Below are 22,990 nucleotides of genomic sequence, written 5' to 3'. Positions count from 1 at the left end.
GTGATATGTATTTTTCTACTTTAAACCCTCTATCACGAAGTTTGTTTTTTTATTTAATTTTTAGTAGTGCAGCAATTGCAGCTAATCTTTCTGAAACTATCACTCATGTTAAAGCATCAGTGGTCGGAATAGGCACTTATTCTTCTATTCGAGGAATACAGGCTAGTTATTCAGGTACTGGATTTGTAGTTGCAGATGGCTTACATGTGGTAACAAACGCCCATGTATTACCCGAAAAAATAGATACTGAACGTAATGAATATATTGGAGTTTTTGTTGGAATTAACCCGAAATTATATCAAGCAAAAATTGTTTCTGTAGATTCTATTCATGATTTAGCTTTATTAAAAATAAATGGACCTACTTTACCTCATTTTTCTTTAGGAAGTATGCAAAAGGTAAAAGAAGGTATGCACATTGCGTTTACAGGATTTCCAATAGGGCCTGTGCTAGGGCTATATCCTGTAACTCATAGAGGAATTATCTCTGCAATCGTTCCTATTGCTACAGCAGGGAGAAGTACCAGAGATCTTAATCCTCAACGTATTCAGCAATTAAACCACAAACCTTTTATGGTATTTCAGTTAGATGCTACCGCTTATCCTGGAAATAGTGGTAGCCCACTTTATGATCCCAGTACTGGTAAGGTGTTAGGCGTAATTAATATGGTTTTTGTAAAAGGGAGTAGAGAGAACGTACTAAAAGATCCTAGTGGAATTACCTATGCGATTCCAGTAGAACATGTCTATGCTTTACTTAAGGATTCAGGATTATCCCCCTTCTAAATAGGGGGGTTAGTAGATCAATTTCCTATTGTATCACGTAGTTTTTTCATAGCATTATTTTCTAATTGCCGAACCCTCTCAGCAGAAATTTTATGTTTTGCTGCGAGATCATGAAGCGTACTTTTAGAATCTGTTAACCATCGTTGGTTAACAATATCTAAGCTTCGTTCATCTAAGCTTGCAAGTGCTTGCTGCAATCTTTTATTATAAGTTTCATCATAGTCTAGCTGCTCTAATTGATACGCAGGATCTGTGGATATATCCGTAAGATAATTTACTGGAGCTAGTGTATATTCTTCATCTTCATTCTTTATATCATAGGAATTATCTTGAGCACTTAAGCGTGCTTCCATTTCCATCACATGCTCAGGGCTAACTGCTAACTCAGCTGCTATTTCATTTCTTTCTTGAGTATTAAGCCAGCCTAGATGTTTTTTAGTACTCCGTAGTTTAAAAAATAATTTACGCTGTGTTTTAGTCGTAGCGATTCGAACTATTCGCCAATTACGTATAATAAACTCATGAATCTCAGCACGAATCCAATACACTGCAAAAGAAACTAGACGTACTTTTTGCGCTGGATCAAAGCGTTTCACTGCCTTCATAAGACCAATATTTCCTTCTTGGATAAGATCGGTAAGTGCTAATCCATAGCCAGTATATCCACGAGCAATATAGGCAACAAAGCGTAAATGAGAGAGAATCAGCCATCTTGCTGCTTCAAGATCATTTCCATCTCTTAGGCGGCAAGCAAGTTCATATTCTTGATCAGCACTAAGCACTGGTATATTGCTAATCTCTCGATAATAAGAATCTAGGCTGTTGTTACTAGTAATTGAAGGCATTAATCTATTGTTATCAGATAGTGTTATGTCCATAGTCCTCTCACTGTATTAATTATCTCTATTTTAGCACTCTAATGCTAAGAGTGCTAAAATAGAGATAAGTTCCTTATTTTAAGGATGGGATAATCCAAGCAGTGCGGCAACAAATTCTTTTTTGTTAAAAGGCCGAAGATCATCTATCTTTTCCCCGACTCCGATAAAGTAAATAGGAAGGCCTATTTTTTTAGCGATCGCAAAAATAACCCCTCCCTTTGCAGTACCATCTAATTTGGTCAGTATGATTCCAGTTAATCCAACTGTTTGATGGAATTGCAATACTTGATTAAGTGCATTTTGACCAGTACCTGCATCTATGGTAAGTAGTACTTCATCAGGCATTTTTCCATCAGCTTTACCCATAACTCGCTTAACTTTTTTTAATTCTTCCATTAAATTAGCTTGAGTATGGAGCCTGCCCGCAGTATCTGCCAATAAAATATCTATATTTCGTGCTTTAGCTGATTGTATCGCATCAAATATTACTGAGGCCGAATCTGCCCCTTTATGTTGAGCAATAACGGGAATTTGATTACGCTCACCCCACACTTGTAATTGCTCTATCGCTGCAGCGCGAAAAGTATCCCCTGCAGCGAGCATGACTGAGTAATTTCCTTCTTGAAATTTTTTTGCTAACTTACCAATGGTAGTAGTTTTACCTACGCCATTAATACCCACCATAAGCACAGTAAAGGGCTTATTTATCCCTTCAATGTTAGAAATAGTAAAAGGTTGATTACTAGGAGCGAGTAATGATTCCATATTTTCTCGTAACGCTTCCATAAGCAATTTTGAATCCATGACCTCTTTACGAGAAAGGCGATGGGTAAGATCAGCAATAATTTCCTGTGTAGCTTCTACCCCTACATCCGCGGTAAGTAGTAGGGTCTCAATTTTTTCTAAAGTAGCATGATCAATCGATTTTTTACCATGGATGAGGTTTTCAATACCTTGAGTAAGATTACCCCTAGTGCGACTAAGACCTTCGTACAAACGTCCAAAGAAAGATTTTTTTGCTTCTTCTTGAGGGGTTTCTTGATCTTTTTCAGAGGTAGTATCCACATTAGAATCTTTTAATTCTAACGTATTAGATTTTTCTTCTGAGGGTTTTTGCCAATATTTAAAAAAACTTGCCATAGCTCTTTAAATTAAGTAGGAATTTTAGGGTTTTTTACTATTCACTATCAGAGATAGTTATACTATGGATATCTACTAAACAGTTTACCATTTTTAACATATGAGTAAAAAATGAATGTAATCACTTATTTTTTAATATCTTTGTTTATCATTGCTGAATCATCTCCAGCTTGGGCATCAACTAAAGTATCTGAATTTACTTTAGAAAATGGCTTGACCCTTTTAGTTAAGGAAGATCATCGAGCACCTGTGATGGTCTCTCAGGTGTGGTACAAGGTAGGATCCAGTTATGAATACGGCGGCATCACGGGTATTTCCCATATGCTAGAACATATGATGTTTCAGGGAACAAAAACTTTAAAACCTAATGAGTTTTCGCAAATTATCTCTGCCCACGGAGGTGAAGAAAATGCCTTTACTGGCCGTGATTATACCGCTTATTTTGAGCAAATGGCGAGCGACCAGCTACCTACAAGTTTTCGCTTAGAGGCTGATCGGATGAGAAATTTACTACTCCAGGATAAAGAATTGGATAAAGAGCGAGAAGTAGTCATGGAAGAGCGTCGCATGCGCACTGAAGATAACCCAAATGCACTTACTTATGAAAATTTTAATAGCATCTCTTTTTTAAGTAGCCCCTATCATCACCCTATAATTGGTTGGATGGACGATATTAAAAATTATGACATTGATGATTTAAAAGCATGGTATCAAAAGTGGTATGCTCCTAATAATGCTACGGTTGTTGTTGTAGGAGATGTGGATCCTAATCAAGTATATAGTTTAGCAAAACAATATTTTGGAAGTTTAAAGTCAGAAAAAATCACACCACCTAAGTCACAAAAAGAAATTACTCGGACTGGATCTAGGCAAGTAGTTGTTAAGGTATCTGCAAAAATTCCTTATCTATTGCTGGGCTGGAAAGTACCCGTAATTAATACCATAGAAAAACAGGAAGATAAATGGAAAGCTTATGCTTTAGAAGTATTGTCTGGTGTTTTAGATGGGGGAGCAAGTGCACGTTTCTCCAAAGATCTAGTACGAGGCAGTCAAATAGCTGCAAATGTAGGGGTAGATTATAATTTATATGCTCGATCCACTGATCAGTTAGTTATTTCTGGTACCCCAGCCTCAGGACATACTGTAGAAGAGTTAGAAAAAGCATTTCTGGCACAAATAGAAAAATTGCAAAAAGAATTAGTCAGTAATCAAGAATTAGAACGGATTAAAAACCAAGTTATTGCCCACCAAATATATGAAGAGGACTCCATTTTTTATCAAGCAATGCAATTAGGAACGCTAGTGACTGTAGGGTTAGATTGGCGTTTAATAGATGAGTATGTAGATCAAGTTAGTGCAATTACTCCTGAGCAGATTCAAATGGTTGCAAAAGAATTTTTAATAGAGAATAACCAGATAAAGGGAGAATTAGTACCCGTATCTAACCATTCAAAAGAGCAAAACCAAGAAAAACCAACAACCTCTAATCTAAAGGGGGGTAATCATGCTTCTTAATAGGTTTATTTTATGTTTACTGTGGATTATTCCTACTCTAGGGCATGCAACTTCTACTAATAATATTGAGCATTGGAAGACTACTAATGGTGCTCAAGTATATTTCATTCAAGCTAATGAATTACCTATGGTAGATATACGAATTATCTTTGATGCGGGATCAGCAAGGGATGGAGGTAAATTTGGCCTTGCTCAACTCAGTAATGCATTATTAGATGAAGGGGCAGGGAATCTTGATGCTGATGCTATTGCAGAGCGTTTTGATAATCTAGGAGCACAGTTTAGTACTGATTCAGCTCGAGATATGGCGATTATAAATCTGCGCAGCTTAACTAAAGAAGATGTTTTAACCTCAGCATTAGAGACCACAGCTTTAATTTTAGCAAAACCTTCTGTACCTGATAAATCTTTTATACGGATACGTAGTCAAATGGAGCAGGCCTTACAAAGACAAGAGCAATCTCCAAGTAGTTTAGCTAGTCGCTCCTTTTATGAATTTTTATATGGCGATCATCCTTACGGTCACCAATCATTAGGAACTGCAAAGACTTTAGCAACCCTTACCCGAAATGATGTTCTCGATTTCTATCGAAAATACTATGTGGAAAAAAATGCAACCATTAGTATGGTAGGTGCACTTACTCACAGTCAAGCAGAAAAGCTTACTAAAACTCTAATGCAAGGAATTCCAACAGGGGATTTAGCATCAAGTTTACCCCAAGTAACAGTGATCAATGCTTCAAAGGAAAATACAATTGCCTATCCCTCTACCCAAACTACAATTATTCTAGGTACCCTTGGGATCACAAGAGATGATCCAGACTATTTTCCTTTATACGTTGGAAATCATATTTTAGGTGGAAGCGGCTTAGTTTCTCGATTAAGCATTGAGCTTAGGGAAAAACGAGGACTAACTTATGGGGTTTCAAGCTATTTTGTACCCATGCATAGTAAAGGTCCATACATCCTTTCATTACAGACTCGTAACGAACAAGCGGCTGAGGCATTAAAAGTTCTCAATCAAACATTAAAGGATTTTATTGAAAACGGTCCTACGGAAGAGGAATTGACTTTAGCAAAACAAAATATCGTTGGTAGTTTTCCTTTAAATTTAAATAGTAATGGAAAAAAAGTACAACAATTAGCAGCAATAGGCTTTTATCACTTACCTTTAGATTACTTAGATCAATTTGTTTCTAAAATAGAATCGATCACCGCCGATCAGATTCGAATAGCATTCAAAAATAGAATTAATTTAAACCAAATAGTTACAGTAATGGCAGGTGAAAACAGAGAAAAATAGCAAAAGTGATTTTTTAGAAAATCGCCTTCGAATTATTGGTGGTACTTGGCGTGGTCGGAAATTAAGGGTTCCTGCGGAACCTGGGTTACGCCCCACGCCAAATCGAATCAGAGAAACTCTTTTTAATTGGCTTCAACCTGTTATTGAAGGAGCTCGTTGTTTAGATCTATTTGCTGGTAGTGGCCTGTTAGGGTTTGAAGCGTGTTCTCGGGGAGCAGAGCAAGTTGTGATGGTAGAAAATAATTTAAAAACCTACCAAATACTTCAAAAAAATATTACTTATCTAGCCACTCAAAAGATAACGGCTATTTATCAAGATAGTTTGCATTATCTAGAAAATAGTGCTAATCAGCCTTTTCATATTATCTTTTTAGATCCCCCTTTTGAGTCTAAATTATTATTACCTGTATTTCAGTCTTTAGAACAAAATCACTGGATTGCTCGTAGGAGTTATATTTATATTGAGGAATCTAAAAAAAATGACCTTCTAGCACTACCCAATACCTGGACAAAGCTTCGTAGCAAACAAACAGGAGAAGTAAGCTACTCTGTAGTTTTTAAAGAAATATAATATTTTATGGCAAGAATAATAGCTATTTATCCGGGTACTTTTGATCCTATTACTCGTGGTCATAGTGATTTGATTGATCGTGCTGCCCGACTTTTTGATCAGGTGATTGTTGCAATTGCAGAAAATCCAATAAAAACACCCTGTTTTTCTTTAGCAGAGAGGGTTTCGTTAGCAAAAGAATCACTAATTAAATATTCAAATGTAGAAGCACAAGGATTTAATGTGCTGTTAGCAGACCTTGCCCGTTCTTGTAATGCACAAATTTTGATTAGAGGATTAAGGGCAGTCTCTGATTTTGAGTATGAATTTCAGCTTGCCACCATGAATCGCCACCTAGCCCCTGAGGTAGAAACATTATTTCTCACTCCTGCTGAACAATATGCTTATATTTCATCTAGTTTAGTACGAGAAGTCGCATCATTAGGAGGAGATGTTTCTGCTTTTGTCCATCCCTGTGTTATGACCGCATTGGCTAAAAAATTAGATAAGGAGTAAACATCATGGCATTATTAATTACAGATGAATGTATTAACTGCGGTGTTTGTGAGCCAGAATGTCCAAATAATGCTATTTTTCAAGGAGAGGAAATTTATGAAATTGAAGCTAATCGCTGTACTGAATGTATAGGTCATTTTGATGTACCCCAATGTGTTGAAATTTGCCCAGTAGAATGTATTATTCCTGACCCGAACCATAAAGAAATAAAAGAAGAGTTGGAAGCTAAATATCAATTACTTAACCTTGATAAAGCAGAAAATTAAGCAATAGATAATTTTTTAAATGATCTTACGTTCAATTTTTACTTTCATATTATTCATACTTCTATTTATTTTTTCTGGGTTAGCTAGATCCCAAGGAAAACCACCTAAAGCAGCAATTGCTAGTGCACATCCTCTAGCTACGCAAGCAGGGGCTAAAATACTTCGTGAAGGAGGTAATGCCTTTGATGCAGCAGTGGCTATTAGTGCTGCTTTGGCGGTGGTAGAACCCTACAGCTCAGGAATTGGGGGAGGTGGTTTTTGGCTATTACATCGAGCTAAAGACAATAAAGATATTATGATTGATGGGCGAGAGCGAGCCCCTCTTGCTGCCTCACCAAATATGTATTTGGATAAACATGGATCTGTAAGAAATAGAGACTCAGTAGATGGCCCTCTTGCTGCTGCTATTCCTGGATTACCTGCTGCTTTGGATCATCTTACTAAAAATTATGGTCGACTATCCTTAAGACAAACGCTAGCCCCCGCAATTTCTTATGCTCAGCAAGGGTTTGAAGCTAATGAACATTTTCTCAGAATGGTAAATTTTCGTTTACCTGTTCTTAAATACTACCCTAATACTGCTCAAGTTTTTTTAAAAAATGGAGCGGTCCCTCAACTCGGAGCAAAAATTAAACAATCTGATTTAGCAAATACATTAACTGCACTTGCAGAGCATGGGGCAACTGGTTTTTATCAAGGAAATATAGCAAATAAGTTAGTCAGTGGGGTAAAAACAGCAGGGGGTATTTGGACTTTAGAGGATCTAGCACAATATAAAGTACTCGAGAGATCTACGATTAAAGGAAAATACCATAAAGCTACTATTATTTCAGCAAGTCCTCCTTCTGCAGGTGGGATCGCATTGATGACAATGCTTAATACATTAAACCAAGATAATTTCTTCACTTTACCGAAAGTATCGAAAATTCATCTTACAATTGAAGCAATGCGGCGATCTTATCGAGATCGGGCTGAGTATTTAGGAGATCCTGATTTTATACATATTCCTATGGAACAACTTATTCATCCTTATTATGGAGCAGGATTACGATCTAGTATTTCTTTAAATAAAGCAACACCTAGCAATTTTTTGTCTACTGCAGAATATAAGGAATCTGGGCAAGATACTACTCATTTTTCAATTATAGACCAAGAGGGTAATTGGGTAGCAGCAACATTAAGTATTAACTATCCATTTGGTTCCGGATTCATACCTGCAGGTACTGGCGTGTTACTCAATGATGAAATGGATGATTTTTCTATTTCCCCCGGTGTACCAAACGTCTATGGCTTAGTAGGGAATAAAGCAAATGAGATATTACCAAGAAAACGCCCTTTATCAAGTATGACTCCTACTTTTGTAGTAGATAATCATAGTGTATTAGTACTAGGTGCTCCTGGAGGTAGTCGGATTATTACCATGGTACTTTTGGGTATTTTGAATCATATGGAAGGGAAAAATCTTATAGAATTAGTCTCTGCTCCTAGATTTCACCATCAATATTTGCCTGATGAAGTAGAGTATGAGCCTAAAGCTTTTAGCCCTGAAACAATAAAAAAGTTACAAACCTTAGGGCATCACTTGAAAGCAAATACCCATACTTGGGGAAACATGCAGGCTGTATTTTGGGATTGGGAACAAGGGATCGTTGATGCTGCAAGCGACCCCAGGGGGACAGGAGAAGCATTAGTGCAATAATAAATAACTAGATTAATTAATTAACCAGTATTTCGCATACCTGTGGCAATCGCATTAATAGAACGTAGCAAAGGATCCATCCAAGCTTGTTGCTCTTCAGTACTTAAAGATGGATCTCGAACTCTTTTTAGTAGAGTAAGTTGAATATGATTCAAAGGATCTAAGTAGGGGTTTCTACGCTTAAGAGAGAGTTCTAAAGTTGGGTTTTCTTCTAATAGTTTTTGCACATTAACGACTTGCAATACTTGGGTTACTGTGCGTTTATATTCATTTTTAAACATTGCAAAAACTTGCGATCCTACCTCAGGATCTAAGCATAACTGAGAATATTGCTGGGCAATGCGCAGCTCTGCTTTTGCTAGAGACATTTGAGTATTACTTAACATGGCCCGGAAATAGGGCCATTCTCGATACATCCTCTGTAGCTTTTCAAGCTGATTTGGGTGTTCTTGCTGCCATTTTTCTAAGGCAGATCCAATTCCATACCAAGCTGGGAATGTATGCCGTGATTGTGCCCAAGAAAATACCCAAGCAATAGCACGTACTGATGCTTTAGAACGATCTCCTTTGTTTCGATGAGATGGGCGAGAACCAATATTTAAAAGTCCGATTTCATTCACGGGGGTAGCTTCATAAAAATAATCTTGGAACCCTAGTGTATTCTCAGTAAATTCTCGATAAGCTTTCTCTCCTTCCTTGGCTAGAAACCCCATAATCTTTAAATAATTTTGTTTTTCCTTAGGATCAGGACGTGTGGTGATGCTGGCTTTAATCAAACCGCTAACACCCATACTGAGTTCGTAAATTGCTGTCTCAAAATTACTATAGCGAGATGAGAGTACTTCTCCCTGCTCAGTGAATTTTATTTGCCCATGAACGGTACCTTGAGGCTGGGAAAGTATAGAATCAAAGGTAGGACCACCTCCTCTACCAATTGTACCGCCTCGTCCATGAAAAATACGACAATCTACTTGAGAAGATTTCATAAGAAAAACTACCTTTTTCTGGGCTTCATAGAGCTTCCAGGAAGAAGCAAGTATTCCTCCATCTTTGCAGGAATCAGAATAGCCAATCATAATTTCTTGCTGATTTCCTGAAATTTTAAGTAGAGATAGATAGCTTGGATTTTCTAATAACGCACTAATGACTGGCTCAATGTGTTCTAAATCTTCTATCGTTTCAAATAAAGGAGAAACTTTCAAAAGACAAGAAACCTGCTCTTCTTTTTCATCGATTAGCCCTGTTATCTTTCCTAAAAACATCACCTCAAGTACATGACTAGCCGTATGAGTCATGGAGATAACATAGTGGCCGAGAATATGAGGACTAATCTCTTGGCACATTTGTTTTATTGCATAAAATGTATTCAATATCTCTTGAGTAACGGATGAAAGCTGGCTTTGATCAAAAAGATGTACTATTTTATTACTTAACTGCTCAGAGAGCATTTTTTGGCGCTCTAACTCAGTAAGTTCCAAATAGTTAGGATGAATTTTGAGGGATCTGACTAATTCTGCAACTGCTTCGGTATGGCGAGCAGATTCTTGACGTATATCTAGTTTGAGTAAATAAAATCCAAAACTTTCAACCAGTCGGATTAAATCTTGCAGCTCATTATTTGCAATACTACCATCTTTGTGGCTAATTAAGCTGTCCCGAATTAAATAAAGATCCTGCAGAAATTGAAATTCTGAAGTGTATCCTACCCCTTTTGGGGGCATAAGCTTATTTTCTGGCTTTAGTTTTACTTCAACAGCTTGCAAATTATCTTGCAATCGATGGCGAATCAAATGAAGTTTACGGCGATAGGGTTCGTGGCTAAAGCGAGTAGGATCATCTAAGAAAGCTTCTGGACAATCACGAAGATCATAATTAATACTACTGATAAGTGCTTTTGACGGTGTGGTTAAAGGGATTGAGTGGGTAAGAATACGCATTAACTCAGATACTCGCCCTAAATAATGTCGTAGAGCAATTCTCATTTGTAAGCGAGCAGCCATAATTGTAGTTTCTGCGGTTACATTAGGGTTTCCATCCCGATCACCACCGATCCAAGAACCAAAATGAATAAAACTTGGAATATGAATGGTTTTATTTGTGGTAATACTATCCCCATATACTTTTTCAACTACATTCTCTAGCTGTCGGTAAATAGCAGGAATCGCTTGAAATAGGCTAACCTTAAAATAAAAAAGACCATTGATAATTTCTTCTCGCACTTGTGGACGACGTGCTCTAACTTCATTAGTTTTCCACAAAATTTGGATTTCTTGGGAAAGCTGATAATGAATCGTCTCTTTTTCTCGTTGGCTAAGGCGTGCCTCATCTAAAGCTTTATTAGTAACAAATACTTTACGCAAATGATCCATTACAGTACGCCGCTTTGCTTCGGTAGGGTGGGCAGTAATTACTGGGATATAAGCAAGACGATTAAGTAAGTTTTGTAATTCCTCTAGACTTACACCACTTTCTTTTATTTCTTGGAAAGTCTCTTCAAAGGAGCCTTTCCAAAAAGGTCCTCCTGCATTAATACGCCGCTGGCGTAAGCGATACTGATAAGCTTCTTCTGCTAAATTAGCTAAGCTAAAATAAGTACTAAAAGCACGTACTACTTCTGTTAAGGTTTCTGGATTGAGTTTATTAATAAGATTCTGTAATCGAATTCTTTTATAGGTATTCTCACTTCTCCTTAAACCAATATAGCCTTTCCGTAGGGTTTCAACTGCTATAAATATTCTATCTCCCGATTGGGTCTGAATAACCTTACCTAATAAATTACCAAAAAGCTTTACCCGAGCCCGGAGTTCTTTATCTTTTAAATTAACTGTAGAATTTACTTCCGATACAGAATGAGATCCAATCCTATTAATCATGTAATATATTTTTGTTTTTTTAACTAATTTCAATATAACCTTTAAAGGTATTACTCTATAGTAGAACGGCTTTGAAGTAGTTTGTAATAAAGCTCAAGATAGCGTTTAGCACTATTTTTCCAATTAAAGTCTTGTGCCATTCCAGTGAGTATTAATTTTTGCCATAAATAAGGTTGGGCGTATAAATGAAGGCATCGCTCAATAGCATGTAATAGTTCACTAGAAGTAGGATTGTTAAATATAAAACCTGTCGCTAGTTCTCGATCCAAATTCTCTGGTGTTGCATCTATAATTGTATCGGCAAGTCCGCCTACTTTATGTACGATAGGAATCGTACCATAGCGTAGAGCATAAATTTGAGTAAGCCCACAAGGTTCAAAATAAGAAGGCATAAGAAAAATATCTACCCCAGCTTGAATACTATGGGCAAGAGTTTCGCTATAACCAAGAGATAATCCTATTTTTTCAGGATATTTTCTAGCAAGCGTTTCTAAACAGGATTGATAATATTCTTCTCCTTCTCCAAGAAAAATAATTTGAATTTGCTCTGAAATAATCTTGGGTAAAATTTTAATAATTAAATCAATTCCTTTTTGGGTAACTAATCTCCCTATAAAGCCAAACATAGGAATTTTTTTATTTTCAGGTAAATGAAATTGACGCTGTAATGCTAGCTTATTTTTAACTTTGTCGTACCAACTCTCTTTATTATAAGGCTTTTCAATTAAAGAATCTTGAACTGGATCCCACCGATCATAGTCTGCTCCGTTTAATATACCCGTAAGATTCTTAAAGCGCTGGCGTAATATATCATCTAAGCCACAGCCTAGTTCTGGAGTCATAATTTCCTTTGCGTAACTTGGACTAACTGTGGTTAGCCAATCAGAAAATATTAATCCACCTTTCATAAAAGAGAGCTGATTATGAAATGCTAGAGCAGAGGATAACCACAGATGGTTTGGGAGTTGTAATTCCTGAAATGTGGCATAGGGAAATACCCCTTGATAACTTAGATTATGAATAGTAAACATAGTAACGGGTCTATTTGCTACCGAATCTAATAAAGGAGGAATTAGCCCAGTATGCCAATCATTACAGTGAATAACATCAGGTTTCCAGTCTAGGTTTGGATAGGTAACAAAACCATGTACGATTGCTTTACAAAAGGTAGCAAAGCGATCGGCATTATCTGGCCATTCTTGTCCATTTTCACCTATATAGGGATTACCTGGGCGATTAAAATGACGTGGACTATCTACTAGCCAAAAAGTAACAGGCACACCTGGTAACTCTCCTTTTAAAATAATGACTGGCGTAGTTACAGATGGAATAGATAAAGAGGTAACTTGTACAAGGTTTTTAAGCTGTTGTTTGCAGTTTGGGTAAGCAGGTAAAATAACACCTACATCCCACCCTAGTTTAAAGAGTGCCGTAGGTAAAATACCTGCTACATCTCCTAAACCGCCGGTTTTTATTAGAGGATGAACCTCACTTGCTGCAAATAAAACTTTATACACGTTGATATCCCAAATCGAATAATTTGCTATGATTTAATTAATTTTTGCCAATGAATAATTTCACCTTTAGCATTAAAATTAATTATTAATATATGAATCAAACCATACTTATTACTGGTGGTGCAGGCTTCATTGGCTCTACATTAGTACGCTACTTTATTGAAAATACCAAATATCGTATTGTTAATATAGATAAACTTACTTATGCAGGTAGCTTAGAATCTCTAAAATCAGTTGCCTCCCATCCTCAACACCAATTTATTCATGCCGATATTAGTAACTTTGAAATTATAACAGAGCTATTTACTAAGTATCAGCCAAGTGCTGTGATGAACTTGGCAGCTGAATCCCATGTGGATCGATCTATTGATAGCCCTATTGATTTTATTAATACTAATATTTTAGGTACTTATTACTTACTAGAAGCAACGCTTAGCTATTGGCAAACCCTTGATCAAAAATCTCAAACTCGGTTTCGATTCCACCATATCTCTACCGATGAAGTATTTGGCTCTCTAGGAAAGGAAGGATTATTCAAAGAATACTCCCCTTATTGTCCTAATTCTCCTTATGCAGCGAGCAAAGCTAGCTCTGATCACTTAGTAAGGGCTTGGTATCATACTTATGGGTTACCCATTTTAATCACTAATTGCTCTAATAATTATGGTCCTTATCAATTTCCAGAGAAACTTATCCCATTAATGATTCTAAATGGGCTTGAAGGAAAATCCCTTCCCATTTATGGGCAAGGGGATAATATTCGAGATTGGCTTTATGTAGATGATCATGTACGAGCTTTGCACTTGGTATTAGATAGAGGAACACCTGGTGAAACTTATAATATTGGAGGTCATAACGAAAAAACTAATAGAGAAGTAGTAGAGACTATCTGCCAAATTTTTGATGAGTTATTTCCTTACTCTTCCTATACTCCTCACTGTTCTTTAATCACTCATGTGACCGATCGACCTGGTCATGACCTACGCTATGCTATTGATGCTAGTAAAATTACTAAAGAATTGGGCTGGCAGCCTCAAGAAAGTTTTATTACTGGACTCCATAAAACTATTGCATGGTATAGAGATAATCAAGACTGGTGCCAAATGAGTTTAAAAACTTATCAAAGAGAGCGATTAGGAACAGATAGAATAAGTTTATGAGTAAAGGAATTATTCTAGCTGGCGGTTTAGGTACTCGCTTATATCCTATTACACAACCCATTTGTAAACAGCTTTTACCTATCTATGATAAACCTATGATTTATTACCCCCTTTCTACTTTAATGCTAGGGGGAATTAGAGAGATTCTAATTATTTCAACTCCACGAGACTTGCCAGTACTAGAGCAATTATTAGGCTCAGGAGAACAATGGGGGGTAAATTTTACATACCAGGTGCAACTTTACCCTGCAGGGATTGCACAGGCTTTTATTTTAGGAAAAAATTTTATTAAAGAGAGTCCTTGTGCGCTGATTCTTGGAGATAATATTTTTCATGGAGAGGATCTCTCAACCCTATTGAAAAACGCTAGAGATCGGCAGCAAGGAGCTACTGTATTTGCCTATCCTGTCTATGATCCAGAGCGATATGGTGTAATTGAATTTGATCACTATCATAAAATCGTAAGTATTGAAGAAAAGCCCTCCGTACCCAAATCCTGTTACGCCATAACAGGAGTTTATTTTTATGATAACCAAGTAGTAGAAATTGCTAAAAATTTAGCTCCATCGGCAAGAGGAGAGTTAGAAATTACTGATATTAATCAGTATTATTTAAAAAATGAATCTTTATTTGTAGAAATCATGGGGCGAGGAATGACTTGGCTTGATGCAGGTACTCATGATTCTCTTTTAGAAGCGGCTTTGTTTATTCAAACTATAGAAAAAAGACAAGGACTCAAAATAGCTTGTCCTGAAGAAATTGCTTACCGAATGGGTTATATTAATGCTGAAAATCTTGAGTGTTTAGCCCAGTCCTTGCAAAAAAGTAGCTATGGAAGCTATTTATTGAGGCTATTACAAGAAAAAAATTATTTACTCTAGACTATGGAAGTATTTCCTACAAAAATTCCTGATGTGTTCCTCCTTAAACCTAAAGTATTTGAAGATGATCGAGGTTTTTTTTTCGAGAGCTACCACAATAAAAAACTTAATAACTCCTTAAATAAAGAAATTCAGTTTGTTCAAGATAATCATTCTCAGTCAAAAAAAGGCGTTTTACGAGGGCTTCATTATCAAATAAAACAGCCTCAAGGCAAGTTAGTACGAGTAGTAATCGGGGAGGTGTTTGATGTGGCTGTAGACTTAAGAAAAAATTCTTCTTATTTTGGTCATTGGATAGGCTATTACTTATCTGCAGAAAATAAGCAACAACTTTGGATACCTGCAGGATTCGCTCATGGATTTCTTGTGCTTAGTGAATATGCAGAATTCCTCTACAAAACAACTGATTACTATGTATCTGAATATGAACGGTGCATTTGTTGGGATGATCCTACTCTCGATATTCATTGGCCTCTATCAGAAAAACCTGTGGTATCTGTAAAAGATCAAGCAGGTCAGTCTTTTAAGGAAGCGGAACTATTTTAATTAATACCTACCCCAGGATTATTATTCTTGGTTCCTACGGTCAGGTAGGCTGGGAATTGCAGCGAACCTTTGCATCTTTAGGAAAGATTATCCCTTTAGGACGATCTCAACTTGATTTATCTAAACTAGAAACCATTCGCTCTTGCCTTATGGCGTATCGCCCCAATTTAATTATTAATGCAGCTGCCTATACCCAAGTAGATAAAGCGGAAGAAGAACAAAAATTGGCTATGACTGTTAATGGCACTGCACCTGGGATTTTAGCAGAAATCGCTAAAGAGCTAGATGCTGCTTTAATTCATTACTCTACAGATTATGTATTTAATGGAAAAAATAATACTCCTTACCAAGAGGGAGATATTCCTAATCCGATTAATACCTATGGAAAAACTAAGCTAGCTGGAGAAAAAGCTATTACTGAAATAGGGGGTAACTATCTAATTTTTCGTACCTGTTGGGTCTATGGGTTAAGAGGTCATAACTTTTTGCTCACGATGCAGCGACTTATTAAAGAGCAAAAAACAATCCAAGTAGTCAACGATCAGTTTGGTACCCCTACTTGGAGCAGATTTATTGCTGAGGCTACAGCCCAGGTTATTGCTCAAACACGAGGAGGTATTGCAAATTACATTAATGAATATTCAGGGATTTATCACTTAAGCTGTAAAGGAGAAATTTCATGGCATGAATTTGCTCAGGCTATTAACAATAGAATTAATTTACAAAATAGCAACCAAGCTCAAATTATTCCTATTCCAACTTCTGATTATCCTACCTTAGCAAAAAGACCTAGATTTTCCTGTCTTGATAACACTCATATTCAAAATACTTTTGGTATCACACTTCCTGATTGGAATTTAGGATTAGATTTGCTTTTATCCTAATCCCACTTATTTTTATAACTAACTGACACAAATAGTTAGCTATAAAAAAATTAAACTATATAATCATGAATATAGTATATTACTACTCAGTAACAATCCTTATATTTTTCAAAAAAAGCTTCAGCGGTATAAATTCTGCTGGTTTTAATAAATTAAAGGATACCTTAGTATGACAAAAAAATTATTAATGCTAGTACTGAGTATAGCTACAAGCATAAATATAGCCTATGGAACATTGATTTATAATTGGGTACCTAATTCTCAGGTCCTTCCTTCAGGGGATGATATATGGATTACAGGTGGGCAAATTATTATTCATGGTAATTCATATCAACTAGGTAGTAATTATAATTATTCTATCCCTTCATCAGCATGGAATAGTAGCTCAAGTGCTCTAAGTGGTGGTGGGATTAATATGAGTGATCTTCAAGCAGAAGGACTAGCGCCTGAAATCTCTTTTTCCTTTGATCTAATGGATAAAAATGGTGTAAAAGCGATAGCTTCTTTTAATGGAGATACTACTAAGGTAGGTGGTTCTCCCAACCAATCTTTTAATTCCTTTAATGTAGATCTTAACTTGGATAATCAACTCTTTGGCAGTATAAATATCCAAGGTATATATAATAATATCGATTTTTCTACTGCAAGTGAAAATATTACTGTGGGTGCTGATGCAGGTAACTTTTGCGGAGGTAATACTACTTGCGGTGGTGGTCAAACAAACGCACTAGGGCTTTTTACCCTTGCTCAATCTTCTTCTATTCCAGAACCCCATGTTTTTTGGCTTTTTAACATAGGATTTTTTATTTTAGGATGGTTCTACTACCGCCAACCTAAGGTATTATTTTTAAGTATTTAGTTACATATCGATCGATAAGCTCTAACACAATCAAATTGTGCTAGAGCTTATATAGTACTCAGTTAAGTGGTGGGCGATACTGGGATCGAACCAGTGACCCCTGCCGTGTGAAGGCAGTGCTCTCCCTCTGAGCTAATCGCCCAAATGTAAAATGTAACCAGATTTTACGATATAATTTCCCCTAAGATCAATTAATATAGAGATATCTTCTGATATTAGATACACGCCTTGAGGCGATAAAATACTGGCTTCAAGAACTAAATTTTATGCACTACTCTTTAACTCCTGTTGCAGGAGATGCTAGTGCTCGTCGTTATTTTCGTCTTTTTCAGCCCCAAAAAGAATCTTTGATTATAATGGATGCCCCACCAGAGAAGGAGGGGTGTACCAATTTTATTTATATTGCTAATAAATTAAATAAATTAGGGTTAAATGTACCTAGAATTTTATCCCAAGATTTAGCACAAGGATTTTTACTGTTGACTGACTTAGGATCTGACCAATATTTGGATTTTTTAAATGTAAATAGTGCACAAACACTTTATGAGGACGCAATTTCTGCTCTTTTAATATTACAAAGCAAAGGTACTAATAGTGCGGATTTAAGACCCTATAGCCGTAAATTGTTACTCCAAGAAATGGAGTTGTTTAAAGATTGGTACCTAGGGTGTCATTTAGGGATTCAAATGACTACAGAACTTGATTCCATATTTAATTTATTAGTAAATATAGTATTAAATCAGCCCCAAGTATTTGTGCATCGAGATTATCATTCTCGAAATTTAATGATCACTAATCAAAATAATCCTGGTATTTTAGATTTCCAAGATGCTGTTAAAGGCCCTGTAACTTACGATTTAGTTTCTTTACTGCGGGATTGTTATATTGCTTGGCCACAAGAAAAAATAGCAGGTTGGGTATCTACGTATAGAAACAAAGCAGCTCAACTGAACATTCCCGTAGGGCAGGATTTGAATGAATTTTTATATTGGTTTGATTGGATGGGTATTCAAAGGCATTTGAAAGCGATAGGTATTTTTGCCCGCCTGAATTATCGAGATCATAAACCTAATTACTTAAAAGATATTCCTAGAACTTTAGCATATATAATTAGAGTAGGGAGTCAGTATAATGAGTTAGTAGATTTAAATAAAATCCTACAATCTCTACCTCAATCTGATATGGTTTTGCAGTGAAAGCAATGATACTAGCTGCAGGTCGTGGAAAGCGAATGCGACCTTTAACAGACGATACACCTAAACCCTTACTTCAAGTAGGATCTCATCGGCTTATTGAATATATTATTCAATCACTTGCTAAAGCAGGATTTACTGAATTAGTCATTAACCACGCTTATTTAGGGGAACAAATCGAATCTTATTTGGGGGATGGTCAATACTATGGGGTACATATTGACTACTCTCCTGAGCAAGACGAAGGGTTAGAAACAGGAGGTGGTATTTATCATGCCCTTTCTTTGCTAGGAAAAGAACCATTCTTAGTAGTTAATGGGGATATCTGGACCGATTACCCTTTTGCTAATCTTAAAACTAATTTTAGGAGTCTTGCCCATCTTATTTTGGTAGATAACCCTAGTCACCATCCACAAGGAGATTTCGCCTTATGCGGTAACCAAGTTACTACAAAAGAAGATAAGCGACTTACTTTTAGTGGTATTGCTGTTTACCACCCAAGATTGTTTACGCACTGCTTTCCTGGACGATTTCCCTTAGCGCCCTTATTACGAGAAATGGCTTGCCGAAATTTGGTAACAGGAGAATATTATCAAGGAGAATGGCGTGATATAGGAACGCCAGAGAATTTATTTACCCTAGCACAACATTTAACTTTAGCTTAACTAAATTAGTTAATTGATGCTCTAGTTTACCATTAGTTTTTCTAATAAAGCCTTCTGAGCATGGAGACGATTTTCTGCCTCATCCCATACTACGCTTTGATTCCCATCAATCACATCAGCAGTCACTTCTTTTCCTCGATAAGCAGGTAGGCAATGCATAAAGAGTGCATCTTTTTTAGCTAAAGCTATTAGTTTTCTGTTAACTTGGTAGTTTTTAAAATCGCTAGATCTCTGCTCTTTTTCCTGTTCTTGTCCCATACTTGCCCAAGAATCTGTCACTACTAAATTAGCATTTGCAACCGCTTCTTTAGGATCAGAAGTCAATTGGATATACTTTTCTGTATTTTTTAAAAGATCAGCGTTAGGTTCATAGCCTATTGGTGTAGCAATATGTAATTTAAACCCAAATTGTTGCGCAGCACTAATATAAGAGTGGCACATATTATTACCATCGCCTACCCACGCAACAGTTTGTCCTTGAATACTACCTCTATGTTCTGTATAAGTTTGAATATCTGCAAGCAATTGACAAGGGTGGTAAAGATCAGTAAGTGCATTAATCACAGGTACTTGAGAATAGGCTGCAAAACACTCTAAAGTGGTATGAGAAAAAGTACGTACCATTAAACCATCTATCATTCTAGAGAGAACACGAGCAGTATCCTCAATCGATTCACCTCGGCCTAATTGGGTGTCTCTTGGTGATAGAAAAATAGCACTACCTCCAAATTGAGTCATAGCTACCTCAAAAGAAACACGAGTACGAGTAGAGGATTTTTCAAAAAACATACCCAATACTTTATTTTTTAATGGCTCGTAGATTTCTCTTGATTTCTGAAGCATTTTAAGTTCAATTGCTCGCTGAATAAGATGATCTAATTCTTGAGTAGATAAATCAAATAAAGTTAAAAAATGTTTTATTGCCATAGTTTTTTCTCTAACTATGTTTGAAATCTAGGAGTTTTTGAGAAAAGATCTAATTAGATTATTTAATTTTGAAGCAATAATATCGGATTCTTCATCGGTAATAATTAAAGGAGGAAGTAATCGTATCACATTACTAGCAGTAACATTAATCAGCAACCCATCAGCTAGAGCATGAGACATGAGCACACCACAAGGTCGATCTAATTCAATACCCATCATTAACCCTTTACCTCGAATTGCCTTAACTTGCGGTAATTCCCCAAACATTGTTTGGAAAGATTGGATCATTCTTTGTCCTAGTTGAGCAGCACGGCTAGCTAAATTAGCTTGCTCTAGGGTATCTAAAACTGCTAAAGCAGAACGACATGCTAAAGGATTACCTCCACATGTAGATCCATGAGATCCTGGTTGTATTACTTCAGCTGCAACTCCTCGAGCAAGACAAGCTCCAATAGGTATACCACCACCGAGACTCTTTGCAAGGGTAATCACATCTGGTTGAGCTTTACTATGCTGAAAAGCAAACCATTGCCCTGTACGACATAGCCCTGTTTGCACTTCATCTAGCATCATTAGCCAGCCTTGCTGGTTACAAATGAGACGTATTTGATCTAAATAATCCTCATCTGGCACAATAACTCCCCCCTCTCCTTGAACTGGCTCAAGTAATATAGCAACAATTTCTTGGCAAGCTTCTTTAGGAAGATTTTTTAATGCAGTAATATCATTATAAGGAACTCGAATAAAATTTTGAACAAGAGGCTCAAAACCTGCTTGAACTTTAGGGTTTCCAGTTGCACTTAGCGTAGCTAAAGTTCGCCCATGAAAACTGCTTGTCATTACAACAATTTTTGGATTATCAACCCCTTGGTTATGCCCATAACGGCGGGCAATTTTAAGAGCAGCTTCATTAGCTTCTGCACCAGAGTTAGAAAAAAAGACACGATCCATACCAGACAAAGCTGTTAGGCGATTTGCTAAATTTTCTTGTAGAGAAATACAATAAATATTAGAAGTATGAAGTAATTTTTTTGCTTGATCTTGAATAGCTGCCACTACTGCAGGATGGGCGTGGCCTAGTCCGCAAACTGCAACCCCTGCTAATGCATCTAGGTATTGATTTCCTTCAGTATCCCATAACCAAGCTCCCCTACCGTACTCAAATGCAACAGGTAAGCGGTTATAGGCTAACATTAATGATTCGCTCATTGATTATGTAAATACTCTAATTAAATTCTAGCTATACTAAAAGATAATGGCAGCCAAATAAATTTAAGGCTGCCACGGTGAAGTAATTTTAAATTTATTTTTTAACGATTATTACTAGCAACAAAATCCCAGTTAACAATTTTCCAGAAAGATTCTACATACTGTGGGCGAGCATTACGATAATCTACGTAATAAGCATGTTCCCAAACATCGCAAGTTAGCAGAGGGGTTTTCCCCTCTGTCAGTGGATTACCTGCATTAGCTGTTGTAGTAATTTCAAGAGATCCACTGGCATTTTTGATAAGCCAAGTCCAACCGGATCCAAAAAGAGTAATTGCAGTTTGGCTAAACTTCTCCTTAAATTCTGCAAAAGAGCCAAAATTTTTATTAATGATAGTTAATAGATCTTCACTTGGTGATCCTTTTCCTTGGGGAGTTAGACAATTCCAATAGAAAGTGTGATTCCAGACCTGTGCACTATTATTAAAAACACCTCCAGAAGATTTAGTAATAATCTCTTCTAAAGAAGAGTGTTCAAACTCTGTACCAGCAATTAACCCATTTAGTTTATCTATATAAGTTTGGTGGTGTTTACCATAATGGTATTCTAAGGTTTCTTTAGAAAGGTAAGGTTCTAAAGAATCTATTGGATAAGGAAGATCTGGTAAACGATGAGTCATAAGTAAATCTCCTGTATTGTATTAAAAAATATGGTATAACTAACACTAAAAACCTTATGGTTACACAAGGTCATACTAGACATATCTGCAACAGAATTCTAATTATAGGTAAGATATTTCTAAGTGGAATTATACTAAACTGATCATTAAACTTAAGTCTCATTTATCAAAATAAGTTTATTTGTCTTAGTAACTCTCACTTTTTTGGAGGTATATTATGGGCGTTATAGAACAAATTAAAGAAATTATAGAAACAAACCCTATCGTTTTATTCATGAAAGGTGATCCGCAATTTCCCCAGTGTGGTTTTTCTAGCAGAGCAGTTCAAGCGCTTCAAGCCAGTGGTATAGAATTTGCTCATGTGGATATCCTTTCTAACCCAGATATTCGTTCTCATTTACCTCAGTATTCAAATTGGCCTACTTTTCCCCAGTTGTTTGTAAATGGGGAGTTAATAGGAGGCTGTGATATTATTATAGAGCTATTTGAGAAAGGAGAGCTTAAAAAAATTACTGAAACAGCTACTGCTAAAAATACTTAAAAATATTGAGAGATATTCTTTAATAGCAGATAACTAATGTGTACAGTTTATTTAAGTAGAGAAAAACCCGGTGAATCTATTGCAGATGCTATAAAGCCTGAAGTTGAAAAACCAGAGCTTAAAAAACCATCTATGTATAAGGTGGTTATGCTAAATGACGATTATACCCCAATGGAATTTGTGGTTAAAGTATTACAGTTTTTTTTTGCTATGGGCTTAGATCAGGCTACTCGTATCATGTGGCAGATTCATACAGAGGGAAAAGGTATTTGCGGTATATTTACCTATGAAATAGCTGAAACGAAAGTAGCTCAGGTAAATGAATACTCAGGAGAGCATCAACACCCTCTAAAATGTGTCTTAGAGAAAACATAACTTTCTTATTTATTTTTGTATCTATTTG

The 22,990-nt window shown here is 36.4% G+C and carries 23 protein-coding genes and 1 tRNA gene; 16 read left to right on the top strand and 8 right to left on the bottom strand.

Annotated features, from left to right (window positions below; translation table 11 throughout):
- The first annotated feature begins 5 nt into the window (after positions 1-5).
- The gene (locus NSCAC_RS06515) at positions 6-785 is read left to right on the top strand and encodes a S1 family peptidase (protein WP_197744017.1); all 780 of its coding nucleotides are present in this window, start codon (positions 6-8) and stop codon (positions 783-785) included.
- 17 nt (positions 786-802) lie between these two features.
- On the opposite strand, the gene rpoH is transcribed toward NSCAC_RS06515, so the two are convergent.
- Both rpoH and ftsY read right to left on the bottom strand, forming a co-directional pair.
- On the bottom strand, positions 803-1,663 hold the full coding sequence (gene rpoH, locus NSCAC_RS06510; protein ID WP_197744016.1) for an RNA polymerase sigma factor RpoH: 861 nt from the start codon (positions 1,661-1,663) through the stop codon (positions 803-805).
- A gap of 78 nt (positions 1,664-1,741) precedes the next feature.
- Positions 1,742-2,803 (bottom strand): signal recognition particle-docking protein FtsY, encoded by a 1,062-nt coding sequence (gene ftsY / locus NSCAC_RS06505; RefSeq protein ID WP_197744015.1) that lies wholly within the window; start codon positions 2,801-2,803, stop codon positions 1,742-1,744.
- Positions 2,804-2,914: 111 nt separating this feature from the next.
- On the opposite strand from ftsY, the gene NSCAC_RS06500 reads away from it, so the two are divergent.
- From NSCAC_RS06500 to ggt, 6 genes are read left to right on the top strand one after another with little or no spacing between them, the layout of a single operon-like run.
- Positions 2,915-4,318 carry a M16 family metallopeptidase gene (locus NSCAC_RS06500; protein ID WP_197744014.1) on the top strand — a complete coding sequence of 468 codons (1,404 nt, stop codon included), beginning with the start codon at positions 2,915-2,917 and terminating at the stop codon, positions 4,316-4,318.
- A complete protein-coding gene (locus NSCAC_RS06495) occupies positions 4,308-5,621 on the top strand; it encodes a M16 family metallopeptidase (protein ID WP_197744013.1) in 1,314 nt (437 codons plus the stop codon). Before NSCAC_RS06500 ends, NSCAC_RS06495 begins: the two co-directional genes overlap by 11 nt.
- Positions 5,602-6,192, top strand: a complete 591-nt coding sequence (rsmD, locus tag NSCAC_RS06490) for a 16S rRNA (guanine(966)-N(2))-methyltransferase RsmD (protein WP_197744012.1) — start codon at positions 5,602-5,604, stop codon at positions 6,190-6,192. The genes NSCAC_RS06495 and rsmD overlap by 20 nt, the downstream gene beginning before the upstream one ends.
- A gap of 6 nt (positions 6,193-6,198) precedes the next feature.
- Complete coding sequence (gene coaD, locus NSCAC_RS06485; protein ID WP_197744011.1) at positions 6,199-6,687, top strand: pantetheine-phosphate adenylyltransferase; 489 nt, start codon at positions 6,199-6,201, stop codon at positions 6,685-6,687.
- A gap of 5 nt (positions 6,688-6,692) precedes the next feature.
- Positions 6,693-6,953: a YfhL family 4Fe-4S dicluster ferredoxin gene (locus tag NSCAC_RS06480; RefSeq protein WP_197744010.1), complete on the top strand. Its 261-nt coding sequence runs from the start codon at positions 6,693-6,695 to the stop codon at positions 6,951-6,953.
- Positions 6,954-6,972: 19 nt separating this feature from the next.
- Complete coding sequence (gene ggt, locus NSCAC_RS06475) at positions 6,973-8,652, top strand: gamma-glutamyltransferase (protein ID WP_197744009.1); 1,680 nt, start codon at positions 6,973-6,975, stop codon at positions 8,650-8,652.
- A 20-nt stretch (positions 8,653-8,672) separates the two neighbouring features.
- On the opposite strand, the gene ppc is transcribed toward ggt, so the two are convergent.
- A complete protein-coding gene (gene ppc, locus NSCAC_RS06470; RefSeq protein ID WP_197744008.1) occupies positions 8,673-11,525 on the bottom strand; it encodes a phosphoenolpyruvate carboxylase in 2,853 nt (950 codons plus the stop codon).
- Positions 11,526-11,575: 50 nt separating this feature from the next.
- On the bottom strand, positions 11,576-13,042 hold the full coding sequence (glgA, locus tag NSCAC_RS06465) for a glycogen synthase GlgA (protein ID WP_197744007.1): 1,467 nt from the start codon (positions 13,040-13,042) through the stop codon (positions 11,576-11,578).
- A gap of 92 nt (positions 13,043-13,134) precedes the next feature.
- Here glgA and rfbB point away from each other — a divergent pair, with 92 nt between their 5' ends.
- The 5 genes from rfbB (at position 13,135) to NSCAC_RS06440 (ending at position 17,372) form a co-directional block, all read left to right on the top strand.
- Positions 13,135-14,202, top strand: coding sequence for a dTDP-glucose 4,6-dehydratase (gene rfbB / locus NSCAC_RS06460; RefSeq protein ID WP_197744006.1), 1,068 nt, complete (start codon positions 13,135-13,137; stop codon positions 14,200-14,202).
- Positions 14,199-15,083 (top strand): glucose-1-phosphate thymidylyltransferase RfbA, encoded by an 885-nt coding sequence (gene rfbA / locus NSCAC_RS06455; protein WP_197744005.1) that lies wholly within the window; start codon positions 14,199-14,201, stop codon positions 15,081-15,083. Before rfbB ends, rfbA begins: the two co-directional genes overlap by 4 nt.
- A 3-nt stretch (positions 15,084-15,086) precedes the next feature.
- Positions 15,087-15,629, top strand: a complete 543-nt coding sequence (rfbC, locus tag NSCAC_RS06450; protein ID WP_197744004.1) for a dTDP-4-dehydrorhamnose 3,5-epimerase — start codon at positions 15,087-15,089, stop codon at positions 15,627-15,629.
- Positions 15,623-16,513 (top strand): dTDP-4-dehydrorhamnose reductase, encoded by an 891-nt coding sequence (gene rfbD, locus NSCAC_RS06445; protein ID WP_456298419.1) that lies wholly within the window; start codon positions 15,623-15,625, stop codon positions 16,511-16,513. Before rfbC ends, rfbD begins: the two co-directional genes overlap by 7 nt.
- 169 nt (positions 16,514-16,682) lie before the next feature.
- The gene (locus NSCAC_RS06440) at positions 16,683-17,372 is read left to right on the top strand and encodes a hypothetical protein (RefSeq protein ID WP_197744003.1); all 690 of its coding nucleotides are present in this window, start codon (positions 16,683-16,685) and stop codon (positions 17,370-17,372) included.
- A gap of 67 nt (positions 17,373-17,439) precedes the next feature.
- Here the strand turns inward: NSCAC_RS06440 and NSCAC_RS06435 are convergent.
- Positions 17,440-17,514: transfer RNA gene (locus NSCAC_RS06435), tRNA-Val, on the bottom strand.
- A 124-nt stretch (positions 17,515-17,638) separates the two neighbouring features.
- Here NSCAC_RS06435 and NSCAC_RS06430 point away from each other — a divergent pair.
- Entirely contained in the window at positions 17,639-18,568 is a 930-nt protein-coding gene (locus tag NSCAC_RS06430) for an aminoglycoside phosphotransferase family protein (protein ID WP_232085906.1), read from the top strand.
- Positions 18,565-19,230 carry an N-acetylmuramate alpha-1-phosphate uridylyltransferase MurU gene (murU, locus tag NSCAC_RS06425; protein WP_197744002.1) on the top strand — a complete coding sequence of 222 codons (666 nt, stop codon included), beginning with the start codon at positions 18,565-18,567 and terminating at the stop codon, positions 19,228-19,230. The genes NSCAC_RS06430 and murU overlap by 4 nt, the downstream gene beginning before the upstream one ends.
- A gap of 21 nt (positions 19,231-19,251) precedes the next feature.
- Here murU and argF read toward each other — a convergent pair whose 3' ends face one another.
- The 3 genes from argF to NSCAC_RS06410 all read right to left on the bottom strand — a co-directional run bounded on the left by argF (position 19,252) and on the right by NSCAC_RS06410 (position 22,046).
- Positions 19,252-20,157 (bottom strand): ornithine carbamoyltransferase, encoded by a 906-nt coding sequence (gene argF, locus NSCAC_RS06420; RefSeq protein ID WP_197744001.1) that lies wholly within the window; start codon positions 20,155-20,157, stop codon positions 19,252-19,254.
- 27 nt (positions 20,158-20,184) lie between these two features.
- A complete protein-coding gene (locus NSCAC_RS06415) occupies positions 20,185-21,366 on the bottom strand; it encodes an aspartate aminotransferase family protein (RefSeq protein WP_197744000.1) in 1,182 nt (393 codons plus the stop codon).
- Positions 21,367-21,467: 101 nt separating this feature from the next.
- The gene (locus NSCAC_RS06410; RefSeq protein WP_197743999.1) at positions 21,468-22,046 is read right to left on the bottom strand and encodes a superoxide dismutase; all 579 of its coding nucleotides are present in this window, start codon (positions 22,044-22,046) and stop codon (positions 21,468-21,470) included.
- 217 nt (positions 22,047-22,263) lie between these two features.
- Here NSCAC_RS06410 and grxD point away from each other — a divergent pair, with 217 nt between their 5' ends.
- Complete coding sequence (gene grxD, locus NSCAC_RS06405; RefSeq protein WP_269474120.1) at positions 22,264-22,587, top strand: Grx4 family monothiol glutaredoxin; 324 nt, start codon at positions 22,264-22,266, stop codon at positions 22,585-22,587.
- Positions 22,588-22,623: 36 nt separating this feature from the next.
- The gene (clpS, locus tag NSCAC_RS06400) at positions 22,624-22,962 is read left to right on the top strand and encodes an ATP-dependent Clp protease adapter ClpS (protein ID WP_197743998.1); all 339 of its coding nucleotides are present in this window, start codon (positions 22,624-22,626) and stop codon (positions 22,960-22,962) included.
- The last annotated feature ends 28 nt before the right edge of the window (positions 22,963-22,990 follow it).

The organism is Candidatus Nitrosacidococcus tergens (genome assembly GCF_902810445.1).
In the GTDB taxonomy this organism is placed as follows: Bacteria; Pseudomonadota; Gammaproteobacteria; order Nitrosococcales; family Nitrosococcaceae; genus Nitrosacidococcus; species Nitrosacidococcus tergens.
Note: the sequence above shows the minus strand (reverse complement) of the source record. Positions and strands in the feature narration are given on the sequence as shown.